The organism is Nocardia sp. NPDC004722 (assembly GCF_053601505.1).
Genome location: NZ_JBSGBY010000221.1, coordinates 1 through 12,165 on the forward strand (window position 1 = coordinate 1; position 12,165 = coordinate 12,165).

General features: G+C 66.4%; 11 protein-coding genes and 1 pseudogene. 5 read left to right on the forward strand and 7 right to left on the reverse strand.

Going from position 1 to position 12,165, the window contains the following annotated elements:
* The 4 genes and pseudogenes from ACWELQ_RS21865 to ACWELQ_RS21880 all read right to left on the reverse strand — a co-directional run.
* A pseudogene (locus tag ACWELQ_RS21865) lies at positions 1 to 724 on the reverse strand (hypothetical protein); the annotation flags it as partial.
* A 192-nt stretch (positions 725 to 916) separates the two neighbouring features.
* The gene (locus tag ACWELQ_RS21870; protein ID WP_452398895.1) at positions 917 to 1,198 is read right to left on the reverse strand and encodes an acylphosphatase; all 282 of its coding nucleotides are present in this window, start codon (positions 1,196 to 1,198) and stop codon (positions 917 to 919) included.
* A complete protein-coding gene (locus tag ACWELQ_RS21875; RefSeq protein WP_452398896.1) occupies positions 1,195 to 1,656 on the reverse strand; it encodes an OsmC family protein in 462 nt (153 codons plus the stop codon). Before ACWELQ_RS21875 ends, ACWELQ_RS21870 begins: the two co-directional genes overlap by 4 nt.
* 69 nt (positions 1,657 to 1,725) lie before the next feature.
* Positions 1,726 to 2,385 (reverse strand): HAD family hydrolase, encoded by a 660-nt coding sequence (locus ACWELQ_RS21880; RefSeq protein ID WP_452398897.1) that lies wholly within the window; start codon positions 2,383 to 2,385, stop codon positions 1,726 to 1,728.
* 140 nt (positions 2,386 to 2,525) lie between these two features.
* On the opposite strand from ACWELQ_RS21880, the gene ACWELQ_RS21885 reads away from it, so the two are divergent.
* Both ACWELQ_RS21885 and ACWELQ_RS21890 read left to right on the forward strand, forming a co-directional pair.
* Positions 2,526 to 3,719, forward strand: coding sequence for a cytochrome P450 (locus ACWELQ_RS21885; RefSeq protein ID WP_452398898.1), 1,194 nt, complete (start codon positions 2,526 to 2,528; stop codon positions 3,717 to 3,719).
* 140 nt (positions 3,720 to 3,859) lie between these two features.
* Entirely contained in the window at positions 3,860 to 5,461 is a 1,602-nt protein-coding gene (locus tag ACWELQ_RS21890; protein ID WP_452398904.1) for an alkaline phosphatase family protein, read from the forward strand.
* An 86-nt stretch (positions 5,462 to 5,547) separates the two neighbouring features.
* Here ACWELQ_RS21890 and ACWELQ_RS21895 read toward each other — a convergent pair whose 3' ends face one another.
* On the reverse strand, positions 5,548 to 6,249 hold the full coding sequence (locus ACWELQ_RS21895; protein ID WP_452398899.1) for a response regulator: 702 nt from the start codon (positions 6,247 to 6,249) through the stop codon (positions 5,548 to 5,550).
* Positions 6,246 to 8,765, reverse strand: coding sequence for an ATP-binding protein (locus ACWELQ_RS21900; RefSeq protein WP_452398900.1), 2,520 nt, complete (start codon positions 8,763 to 8,765; stop codon positions 6,246 to 6,248). Before ACWELQ_RS21900 ends, ACWELQ_RS21895 begins: the two co-directional genes overlap by 4 nt.
* Before the next feature lie 16 nt (positions 8,766 to 8,781).
* Between ACWELQ_RS21900 and ACWELQ_RS21905 the strand changes: the two genes are divergently transcribed.
* Genes ACWELQ_RS21905 through ACWELQ_RS21915 form a run of 3 tightly spaced genes read left to right on the forward strand, consistent with a single transcriptional unit; the run spans position 8,782 to position 11,694 of the window.
* Complete coding sequence (locus ACWELQ_RS21905) at positions 8,782 to 10,224, forward strand: recombinase family protein (RefSeq protein WP_452398901.1); 1,443 nt, start codon at positions 8,782 to 8,784, stop codon at positions 10,222 to 10,224.
* Positions 10,225 to 10,270: 46 nt separating this feature from the next.
* Complete coding sequence (locus ACWELQ_RS21910) at positions 10,271 to 10,993, forward strand: AAA family ATPase (protein ID WP_452398902.1); 723 nt, start codon at positions 10,271 to 10,273, stop codon at positions 10,991 to 10,993.
* Between the two features lie 20 nt (positions 10,994 to 11,013).
* Complete coding sequence (locus ACWELQ_RS21915; RefSeq protein ID WP_452398903.1) at positions 11,014 to 11,694, forward strand: nucleoside triphosphate hydrolase; 681 nt, start codon at positions 11,014 to 11,016, stop codon at positions 11,692 to 11,694.
* Here the strand turns inward: ACWELQ_RS21915 and ACWELQ_RS21920 are convergent.
* Positions 11,651 to 12,154 carry a PfkB family carbohydrate kinase gene (locus ACWELQ_RS21920; RefSeq protein ID WP_452398905.1) on the reverse strand — a complete coding sequence of 168 codons (504 nt, stop codon included), beginning with the start codon at positions 12,152 to 12,154 and terminating at the stop codon, positions 11,651 to 11,653. The two genes, ACWELQ_RS21915 and ACWELQ_RS21920, sit on opposite strands and share 44 nt — an antisense overlap.
* Positions 12,155 to 12,165: the final 11 nt, after the last annotated feature.

Genomic DNA, 12,165 nt, shown 5'->3' on the forward strand with positions numbered 1-12,165 from the left:
CGCCGATCAGCACCCGCTTCTTCTTGCGCCGCTTGGCTTCCGCGGCCTCTTCCTCCGCCTTCGCCTGCTCCTCCGCCCGCCTGCGCGCCTTCTCCCGCGCCCGCGCCTCGGCCACCGTAGGCGGCCGCGGCTGCGTCACCCCCTCCTCCTGCGTGGTGATGCTCCCGCGCCGCGGCCCCCGCACCGGCGCCATCTCCACCAGCCCGGGCGGCGGCTCCACCGGATACGGCGAAGGCCCCGACAACACGAACCCGCCCTCACCCGGCGTCGGTGGCGCAGCCGCGGCGGGCTCCCCGAAAGCCCCCGGCCCGCCGTGGGATTCTCCCGCCAAGCGGTGCGGCGCATGATGCTCGCCGCCCTGCTCCTGCCCGAAATCCGCAGGCAACGGCAACGTCGGCTGATACTCACCCGCCCCACCTGATCCACCCTCGCCGGAACCACCTGCGCCACTACCGAATTCGCTCGGCATGGCCAGTGTCGGCTGGAATCCACCCGGCTGACCCGACCCGGACTCGCCTGCGCCGAAACCGGATTCGGCGGGCAGCGAAGGTGTCGGCTCACTGCCACCCGGCAGGCCAGAAGCGGGTGTCCCGGGCAAATCGGGCGTGGGTTCGGGAGTGCCGCCGGCGTCGATCCGGATCGTGGGCTCCGCCCCTGCCGCGAAGCGCAGGGTCGGGTCGCCACCGGGGGCCTGGGTGGGCTCGTCGCCCGGATAAGGCGGCACGGGATGGTGCTCGAAACCGCTCGCGGTGGGGGTGTCCTCCGGGTATGGGGGGAGGGGGTGGTGTTCGTAGGGTGGGGTGGCTGGATCTCTTGGAGCGCTGTGGGATTCGGCGGGGTCGGGCGTGGGCTGGTCCGGGGTGGGACCGGCTGGTCGGTCTGAGGGCATTGGTCGACTCCGTGGGCTTGCCGCGCGCTAGCGTTCTTCGAATCCTGTCATGCCGCCCTGGGCGGTGTTCCAGTCTTCCACCACCAGGTTTACCCGACCCGGTGTAGTACCGGAACGTAGCAGGTCGAGCAGGGTTTCGCAGCGTTCGCGGGGTCCTTCGGCGACGACGTGCACACGGCCGTCGCGATGGTTGCGGGCATAGCCGGTCAAGCCCAGTTCCAGGGCGCGCGAACGGGTCCACCAACGAAACCCGACGCCCTGTACGTCACCGTGGACCCAGGCGCTGAGCCGGACCGGTTCCGAACTCATTCGTCGATGCGGAAGGTGAGGTTGACGGTGGTGCCCGCCTTGAGGGTGCGGCCGACCGTGCACACCCGGTCGATGGCGCGCTGCGCGGCGACCAGCAGTTTCTGCCGTGCCTCCGCGTCGAGTTCGGACAGGTCGAGGTCGAACTCCTCGGTCAGCTCCGGGTACACCTCGTTCTCGCGGTCGGCGTCGCCGGAGACGTGCACGGTGGCGTCGAAGCTGTCGCCGAGGCGACGCGAGAGGGTGAAGTCGGCGCTGAGTCCGGAGCAGCCCGCGAGCGCGATCTTGAGCAGCTCGCCCGGGGTGAACGCGCCCGGCACGCCCGCGGACGCGATGAGCACCTCACCGCCGCGGTTGTTGCGGCCGGTGTAGGCGCGGGTTCCGGTGCGCTCGGCCCACAGCTGCACCGGTTCGGCGGACTGATCGGCGGCGGTCGTCGATGCGGCGGTCTGTTCGGACATAGGAAGATCCTCCCATTGAGTCACCCGGGACAACCATTCGGTTGCCGATCCTTCGGAACACGGATGCGCTCAGCGGAATTCCGCCACCCGCTCCGGTGTGACCGCGCTCAGGTCGTCGGCGACGAACGTGGCCAGGGCCAGCGCGTCGGGGGCGGGCGGGTACTTGGGATGCGGGACGGCGATCACCGTCATGCCCGCGGCGTGCGCGGCGCGCAGGCCGTTGCTGGAGTCCTCGATGGCCACGCACAGCCCGGGCTCGATGCCCAGCCGTCGCGCCGCCTCGAGATAGCCGTCGGGCGCGGGCTTGCCGCGTTCGACCTCCTCGGTCGAGACGGTGGCGGTGAACAACTCGGTGACGCCCATGTGGTCGAGCACCACATCGATGAGCCGCCGCGGCGAGGAGCTGGCCAGTCCGAGGGTGTAGGACTCCGCGAAGCGGCGCACGGTTTCGGCGGCGTCCGGCATGAGCGGCAGATGCTCGGCGTAGCGGGCGGCCATGCGCGAGATGACGTCCTCGGCCACCTCGGCGGGCGTGCGGCGGCCGTCGAGCAGTTCCTTGCTGGTGTATTCGGACCATTCGGAGGTGCTCATCCCCATGAACCGGTCCTGGGTGTCGGGCAGCCAGCGGCCGTCCAGTTCGTCGATGTACTCGCGGCGCACCTCTTCCCAGATGGGTTCGGTATCGATGAGCACACCGTCCATGTCGAACACGATCGCTGCAATCGTCATGGCCTCTATCGTGCCGCACCGTTCGCTGACGCCGTGTCCACTGAGTGGGAAGTTCGTCCGGAACCGTGTCACGACGTCCGGCGCGGGTTTAGCGTCGGAGACGAAAGACGCGGACCCGCAAGTGAATACCGAGGTGCAAGGTGGGCACGGTCACCGACATCTACGATCCGGAGCTCTACGTGGCCGGACCGATCCACGAGATCTTCGCCGAGCTGCGGCGCACCGATCCCGTGCACTGGCAGGAGATGCCCGGCGAGCCCGGCTACTGGGCGATCCTCAAACACGCCGATGTCGCGCACGTGGCCCGCAACCCGCGGCTGTTCTCCGCCGAACAGGCCGGCGTGATCCTGGAGAATCAGCCCCCCGAACGCCTCGAGCAGACCCGCAACATGCTGCTCATGATGGATCCGCCGCGGCACACCGACTACCGCCGCCCGCTGGCCGAGCACTTCAAGGCCCGGGTGATCGGCGAGCTGGAGGACACCATCCGGCAGCTGACCCGCACCCTGCTCGACAGCGTCGACGGCGACGTGGAGTTCGTGCACGACGTGGCGGGCGTGCTGCCCAGCCAGGTGGTCGGCGGCATGTTCGGCATTCCCGAAGCGGACTGGCCGAGCATCCGGCAGTGGGCCGAACAGTCCACCAGCCAGCAGGATCCGGAACTGGTCGGCGATTTCGACGTGACCGCCGAGCTGACCAAGATGGCGATCTACGCCATCCAGTTCTCGATGGCGCGACGCGAACAGGAACCGCGGACCGATCTCACCGGGCTCATCCTGTCCGGCGCGTTCGGCGGAAAACCCATGTCGGACCTGGAATTCGGCAGCTTCTTCACCCAGCTGGTGACCGCGGGCAACGACACCACCAAGACCATGCTGTCCGCGGGCCTGGAACTGCTGCTCGCGCATCCGGACCAGCTTCGGGCCCTGCGCGAGAACCCGGCGCTGATTCCCGGTGCGGTGGAGGAGATCCTGCGCTACGCCAACCCGCTGCACTACTTCCGCCGCACCGCCACCGCCGACACCGAGATCCGCGGCGTGCCGATCAAGGCGGGCGACAAGGTGGCCATGTGGTACACCTCGGCCAATCGCGACGAGGACGTCTTCGCCGACGCGCAGCGCTTCGACATCCGCCGAAACCCCAACCCGCACCTGTCCTTCGGGTTGGCCCAGCACTTCTGCCTGGGCGTGCATCTGGCGCGACTGGAGGGCCGGGTGTTCTTCGAGGAACTGCTGGCGCGGTTCCCGAGGCTCGAGCAGACCGGGGAGTCGCGGCGGATCCGCTCGAATCTGAACAACGGCCTGAAGTCGCTGCCGATCCGGCTGTCGCGTTGAGTCTCGCCGCGTAGCCAATGTTCGCGCGGCCATCATCGCCACGACGCTCGCCCGTTACCCGCGCCCGCAACCCTTTCCGAATCTCGGTTCACCCGTCGGGGAGCCGCAGGTGAGGAAATGGAGTGGGTCAGGTGCGCGGAATGGGATACCGGCTGGTCGCGGCCGGTGCGTGTGCGGCGATGGGGTTGGCCGTCGCCGGCTGTGGCGGCAGCGATACGGCCAAGCATGATCAGCATGTGCTGCTGTTGTCGATCGACGGCATGCATCAGTCCGATCTGGCCGACTATGTGGCGGCACACCAGGATTCGGCGCTGGCCAAGCTGGTCGCGCGCGGCGCGCAGTACACCAACGCGCAGGTGCTGACCCCGGCCGACTCCTTCCCGGGCACCGTGGCGATGATCACCGGCGGCAGCCCCAGGACCACCGGCGTCTACTACGACGACACCTGGGCTCGTGACCTGCTGCCCGCGGGCACCAAGGACTGCGCCACCGCCAAGAAGGGCGCACAGGTTCCGCTGACCGAGGAGATCGACAAGAAGACCGAGGATCTCGACGGCGGTCAGGGGCTTTCCGGTCTGCCCGACGGCATTTCGGCGATGACCGACGATCCCGGCACTGTGCTGGATCCGGCCAAGCTGCCGGTGGATCCGGCGACCTGCAAGCCGATCTCGCCGTCGGACTACCTGAAGGTGAACACGATCTTCTCGGTGGTGCACGACGCCGGTCAGCGCACCGCCTGGTCGGACAAGCACCCGGCGTATCAGATCATGAACGGCAAGGGCGGCCGCTCGATCGACGACCTGTTCACCCCGGAGATCGACAGCAACTCGCCCAAGGGCGCGGCCTGGACCAAGGACGCGGATCAGACCAAGCGTTACGACACCTACAAGGCCGACGCCGTGGTCAACGAGATCAACGGCAAGGATCACTCCGGCGCCAAGCAGGTCGGCGTGCCCGCGGTGTTCGGCATGAACTTCCAGGCCGTGTCGGTGACGCAGAAGCTGCCCGCCTCCAAGGGCTACGGCGCCGATGGCAAACCCGGTGCGCTGCTGGCGTCTTCGCTGGACTTCGTGGATCAGCAGATCGGCCGCTTCGTCGCCGCGCTGGACAAGGCCGGGCTGGGCGACAAGACCACCATCGTGCTGACCGCCAAGCACGGGCAGTCGCCGATCAAGCCGGACGCGCTGACCCGGGTGGACGACAAGCCGATCATCGACGGCATCAACAAGGAGTGGGCGGCGACCCACCCGGAGACCCCCAAGCTGATCGCGCATTCGATCGACGACGCCGCCATCCTGTGGTGGCTGGCCGACCGTTCGCCCGACGCCGTCGCCTTCGCCAAGCGAAAGCTGCTGGAGGCCAACGGCACCGGCACCGATATCAACGGCAACCCGAAGCCCTACGCCGCCTCCGGCGTCGACACCGCCCAGGTGTACGCGGGCCCCGACGCCGTGAAGTTCTTCGGCACCACCGCCGAGGACACCCGCGTGCCCGACCTGTTTGCGGGCACCAACGGCACGGTCTACACCGCGGGCAAGTCCAAGATCGCCGAACACGGCGGCAGCAGCCCCGAAGACCGCCACGTCCCCCTGGTCGTGGTCGGCTCCGGCATCTCGAAGCACGATGTCCCCGACCAGGTTTCGCTGACCCAGGTGGCCCCCACCATCCTGGATCGCCTCGGCCTGGACCCCCAAAAACTCGACGCCGTGAAATCCGAACACACGGCGGCCCTGCCGAGCTGAAGGGGTCCTACTAGATCAGGGAGCTCTCAGCGTGGAAATCTGTCCGATTCCACGCGGTGAGAGCTCCCTGATCTTTTTTCTGTCGATCACGCCTGGAAGCGATAGCCCATCCCGGCCTCGGTCAGGAGGTGCTTGGGCTGGGAGGGGTCGTCTTCGAGTTTGCGGCGCAACTGGGCGAGATAGACACGCAGGTAGTGGGTTTCGGTGGCGTACGACGGGCCCCACACCTCGCGCAGTAGTTCGCGGCGGCCGACGAGTTTGCCCTTGTTGCGGACCAGCATCTCCAGCACGCCCCATTCGGTGGGGGTCAGGTGGACGTCGTGGCCGTGGCGGGTCACCTTCTTGGCGGTGAGATCCACTGTGAAGGAACCGGTTTCGATGATCGGTTCGGCGGCGTCGGCGGTGTTGGCGGAGCGGCGGACGGCGGCGCGCAGGCGGGCCAGCAGCTCGTCCATGCCGAACGGTTTGGTGACGTAGTCGTCGGCACCGGCGTCGAGGGCCTCCACCTTGTCGGAGGAGTCGGTGCGGGCCGAGAGCACGATCACCGGGGCGGGGGACCAGCCGCGCAGGCCCGCCAGCACTTCGATGCCATCCATATCGGGCAGGCCGAGGTCGAGGATGATGACGTCGGGGTGCTTCTCGGCGGCGGCACGCAGGGCCGCCGCGCCGTTGGACGCGGTGGTCACCTCGTAGCCGCGCACCGACAGATTGATGCGCAAGGCGCGCAGGATCTGTGGTTCGTCATCGACCACCAGCACTTTGGTCGGCGCTGCCGCCGCGTTCGTCACCCGTTCTCCTCTGTCGCGCCCGCGGGGTCGTCAGCCGCGGGCAGATCGATCACCATGGTCAGTCCGCCGCCGGGGGTGGGCTCCGCGTGCACGGTGCCGTCCATGGCGTCCACGAAGCCGCGGACCACCGAAAGGCCCAGTCCCACACCGGTGGAGTTGTCGCGGTCGCCGAGCCGCTGGAACGGCTCGAACAGCTGGTCCTCGAGGCCCGTCGGAACACCCGGACCCGTATCGACAACCGTAACCGCCACCCGTTTGCCGACCTGTTCGGCGGCCACCCGCACCACCGAATCGCGGGGGGAGTAGCGGGCGGCATTGTCGATGAGGTTGGCCAGGACCCGTTCCAGCAGACCGGGATCGGCGCGTACCGCGACGGTGTCCACATCCACCTTCACCCGGTCCATGGTGGTGCGGCGCATGCCGCGGGTGCCCATGCCCATGAGCGCGTGATGCACCACCTCGTCCAGATACACCTTGCGCACCTGCGGTTTGATCACCCCGACCGCCAGTCGCGAGGAGTCCAGCAGATTGCCGACCAGGGCGGTCAGCTGATCCACGGATTCCTCGATGGTTTCCAGCAATTCGGCCGTGTCCTCCGGGGAGAACTCGACATCGTCGCTGCGCAGGCTGGACGCGGCCGCCTTGGCCGCGGCCAGCGGGGTGCGCAGGTCGTGGCTGACCGCCGAGAGCAGGGCGCGGCGCAGCTTGTCGGCCTCCATCACCGCCTGTGCGGCGCTGGCCTCCTCCTGCAACTGGGTCTGGTGCACGAGTCCGGCTGCCTGGTTCGCGACCGCGCCCAACACCAGGCGGTCCCCGGAGGTCACGGGACGCCCGCGCAAGAGCAGCCAGTGCATGTCATCGCCTGCCTCCAATGCGGTCAGGGAGTCGTCGACCTTGTTCGGCGGGTTCTCGCCCGCCGAGGCCACCACCGTGTCGTCGGCGATCAGGCTGACCGCCTCCTGTCCCCAGGTCTCGCGGGCGCGTTCGAGCAGATCCTGCAGATCCGCGCCGTGCAGCACCGAGCCCGCGAACATGGCGAGCAGTTCGGCCTGCCGGGAAGCCTTGCGCGCCTCCCGGGTTCGCTTGGCCGCCACGTCGACCAGCGCCGCCACCGCGACGGCCACGGCCAGCAGCACCACGATGGTGAGGAAGTTGTCCAGTTGCGCGATGGTCAGGCTGTAGCGCGGTTCGGTGAAGAACCAGTTCAGCAGGATGCCCGACAGGATCGCCGACAGCGCCGCGGGGGCCACGCCGCCCAGCAGCGCGACCGCGAGAACGCCGATGAAGAACAGCGCGCTCTCCCCGCTGAGATCCAGCAGGCGATCGAGCCAGAAGTAGATGACGGCACAGATCACCGAGGGCACCAGGAAGGCCGCCGACCAGGACCCGATCTTGCGTTCGCCGCGGGTCAGCGAGGACCACCGGAAGCCGCCGCCCTTGTTGGATTCCTCGTGGGTCACCATGTGCACGTCGATCTTGCCGGACTCCTGCACCACGGTCGCGCCGATGCCCTCGTCGAGCATGCGCGCCCAGCGCGAGCGCCGGGAGGTGCCCAGCACCAGCTGGGTGGCATTGACCTGGCGCGCGAAATCCAGCAGCGCACTGGGGACGTCCTCGCCGGTGACGGTGTGCAGGCTGGCGTCGAGGCTGGTGGCCAGGTCGCGCAGGCGGCCCAGCCGCTGCTGCGACACCCCGGCCAGGCCGTCGCCGCGCACGATGTGCAGCACGATCAGTTCGGCGCTGGATTTGGCGGCGATGCGGCTGGCGCGGCGCACGATGGTCTCGGATTCCGGGCCGCCGGTCACCGCGACCACGACGCGTTCGCGCGCCTCCCAGGTCTTGGTGATCTTGTGGTCCGCACGGTATTTGGCCAGCGCCGCGTCCACCTGATCGGCCAGCCACAGCAGCGCCAGTTCGCGCAGCGCGGTCAGATTGCCGGGGCGGAAGTAGTTGCGCAGCGCGGCGTCGACCTTCTCGGCGGCGTACACATTGCCGTGGGACATTCTGCGCCGCAACGCCTCCGGCGTGATGTCGACCAGTTCCACCTGGTCGGCGGCGCGAACCACCCAGTCCGGCACGGTTTCCCGCTGCACCACCCCGGTGATCTGCTCGACCACGTCGTTGAGGCTCTCGAGGTGCTGCACGTTCACGGTGGACACCACGTCGATGCCCGCGTCGAGCAGCTCCTGCACGTCCTGCCAGCGTTTTTCGTGCTTGGAGCCGGGGACGTTGGTGTGCGCGAGCTCATCGACCAGCACCACCGCCGGACGCCGCCGCAACACCGCCTCGGTGTCGAGTTCGGGCAGCGTGGTGCCGCGGTACTCGATCATGCGCGGCGGGATGCGCTCGATGCCGCCGAGGGCCTCGGCGGTCTTGCTGCGGCCGTGGGTCTCCACGATGGCGGCCACCACGTCACGTCCACGCTCGAGCCGTCGATGCGCCTCCGACAGCATCGAATAGGTCTTCCCCACGCCGGGGGCCGCGCCGAGGTAGATCCGTAGTTGACCGCGTTTCAACGTAAAATAACCTTTCGTGTCCCTCGTGACGGTCCGTGCGGTGATCTACCTCCGAGTCAGTTTGGACACGTCAGGCGAAGGTCTGGCAGTCGAACGCCAGCTCGAGGACTGTAAGCGAATCGCTGAGGCTCGGGACTGGTCCATATGTGAAATTTATACGGAGAAGCCTGTCTCGGCTTTCGCGAAGGCCAAGAAACGCCCAGCGTATGACCGTATGGTCGAGGACTACCGGGCAGGTCGTTTTAACGCTCTCATTACATGGGACCTCGACAGATTGACCCGGCAGCCACGCCAGCTCGAGGATTGGATCGACGCCGCCGAGGCCAAGGGGCTGCGCCTCGTTACGGCCAACGGCGAAGCCGATCTGCAGACAGATGGCGGACGCATGTACGCGCGGATCAAGGCCGCGGTCGCCCGCGCGGAAATGGAGCGGAAAGGTGCTCGACAGAGCCGAGCTCTACGTCAGCGGGCTGAGAAGGGGCGCCCACCGAAGGGACCTCGAGCAACTGGCTACACATCAAATGGCGACGTCGTTCCAGATGAGGCAGCCGCAGTCCGCGCGGTATTCGAGGCGTTTGCGAACGGATCTTCGCTGAGAGCTATCGCTGCCGCGCTCTCCGGCGCTGAACCGGTCGTCCAGCGGATCGGCGGTTCATTGGTGCAAGATCTTCCGGGTTCGGTGCCCTCGTTGCCGTGCCGGAGCGGTCGACCTTGGAACCCCGCGACAGTTCGGCACATCCTTAGGAGCCCGCGGTACGCCGGCTGGAGCATGATGGGCGGCGAGATCGTAAGGGACAGTGCCGGTACGCCAATTCGGGGCCAGTGGGAACCGATCGTCTCCGATGGGGTCTGGCTGGAAGTGCAGCGTCGCCTGGACAGTCCGGCGCGAAAGACGAACCGTGTTGGAACGGATCGTCGTCACCTGGGGTCCGGGTTGTACCTCTGTGGACCGTGCGGGGCAGCTCGGGGACGGGTGAGGGCGCATGGAACCCGCTACAGATGCGCCGGCCACCTTGCGAGGTCTCGAGAGCAGGTCGATGCGTACGTGCTGAAGTACATCCGCAAGCGTCTTGCAAAATCCGATCTTGCTGATCTCCTTGTCCAAGATGGAGATAGGCGTCTCGAGGATCTAGCCAGGTCAGAGAAGGTGCAGCGCGACCGGATTGTTCGAGCGCGAGCTGACTACAAAGCGGAGTTGATCGACGGCGATCTCTACAAAGAGATCCGGGCCGAAGCTGAAGCGGAGGCCGCGCGGTTGGAAGCTGAGAGGTTGGACCTTGCCGCAGGCACCGCTGCCTCTGCAATCCTCCGGGCGAAGTCGCCAGTGAAGGCGTTCGATGCGGCTGATCTTGCCGCGCGGCGGTCCGTGATCGACCTGTTGTGCGAGGTGCGGCTCTGGCCGGCACCGCGAGGGCGACAGCAGTTCGACCACAGGACAGTCGAGATTGTCCCAAGGTAGCCTCACGTAGGGGCATCGGCCTCAAACCCGTAGTCTGCGTTGCTGGTTGGATGGCCAGCGAATTGAGCTGTTCCGCATGTGGTTTTTGCTTCCATTTGGAAGTATTGCCGTCGGCGACGTAGATGATCATGATGCTTACGGCGAAGGGACGGCAGTGGCTGAGTTGACGAGACCCGACGAACGGCAGTTCTCTACCGCCACACAGGCTGCGCTTCGCTGCGCGGTTGAGGGGCTCACAGTCGGAGTCGTTGTTGTGTGCGGGTTTCCTGCATCAGGCAAGACGACGGCGACTCGTTTCCTTGCCGACCTGCTCGGCGCGATCGTCTTCGACAAGGACAGATTTGCCCCCAAACTCGAAGAGTCCGTCATGACCGAGTTGACGGGGAACCCGCATGACCGAGACAGCCCGACCTATCGCCGTGTGGTCGGTCCCTACATCTACGATGCGTTGGTAGCGAACGCGCTCATGGTCGGGCGGCATCATGTCGTTGTCCTCGATGCTCCCTTTCTGGAATACGTCGGCTCGGCTTTCCAAGCCGGTCTGACCTTGTCCGACTACCTTCGGGCGAAATCGGATCATGTGATCGATGTACGAACGGTATGGATGTCGGTTGATCCCAAAGTGATTCGCGACAGGATGATCGTTCGAGGAGCCGAGCGTGATCTGCCGAAGCTGGCAGACTGGTCTGCGTATCGATCGGAGATACTCGACTCCGGCCTCCGCGCCGAAGCCGAAAGGGTAGTCGACTCGTTCATCGTCAACGAGTAAGCGGTTGAGGGGGCGGACGTATGACCTTGGGTCTGATTTCACTGGACCAGCTGGCGGACAGGATCGTTGACCGAGCATCGCGGGCCGGATCGGCTCGATGCATCGTCGGCATTGCCGGTCCGCCCGCCGCTGGTAAGTCGACCCTGGCAGGCGAACTCCGGGACGTGATCAACGAACATGAGTCTGCAGAGGTTGCGCGGGTCGCACCGATGGACGGATTCCATCTCCCCAACAGCAAACTGACAGAGGAAGGCTGGCTGCTTGAGAAGGGGCAGCCGCATACCTTCGACGTGGCCTCGTTTCTCGAATGCCTGCGGGCGCTCCGAGCGAGCGCCACTGAGCCAGTCGTGCGATGGCCGGAATATGATCGCAAACTGCACGATCCGGTACCCGGAACACCTATCAGCGATCAGGACAAGATCGTGATTGTCGAAGGGAACTACTTACTGCTCGACTGGCCTGGCTGGGCAGACGTACGAGGTCTGCTGGATGAAGCCTGGTACATCGATATCGAGTCAGAAGTAGCTGAGGAGCGGCTCTACGAACGTCATCTGCGTAGTGGCAGAACGCCGGAGGAAGCGCGGCGGAAGATCGCCGAAAGCGATCTTCCCAACCTTCGTTTGATCGCCGAGGGAAGGAAGATGGCAGATCTTGTCCTCATGACCCATGACGGCCAGTACCTTGCTGAAGAGCCGGTGTGAGGAAGTCTCGCCAGCGCCGAGTTCCGAAGTGCTGGCAGGACAGAGTTGCGATTTCTGCTGCGTTACTGAGGGATTCGGTGAACTCCTGTCCCCGGCTCGCGTAGTAGCAGAACGCACCATGCAGGATGTCGCCGGCGCCAAGGGTATCGATGGCATTTACGGACTGCACCTCGATCTGCCCTGAGTCCGTGGCGCACGAGTAACGGATCGGTCCTGCCCCATGTGTGACCGCTACCCTCTGCGGGCCGATCGAGTGGACGTAGTCAATGACATTCTCGACTGCCTCATCTCCCAGGTCCGGGGGCTGGAAGGCAGTGGAGAGGATCGCGGTATCAACCATAGGAAGGAGTGCCTTGTGCGCTTCCCTCCAGCGGCCGGCGTCGAGAACTACTGGTACTCCGACCCGGTTGGCCGCTCGCGCAACTCCGACCGCGAGTTCAGGGTGGTGGGCGTCAACCAAGACGATGCTGG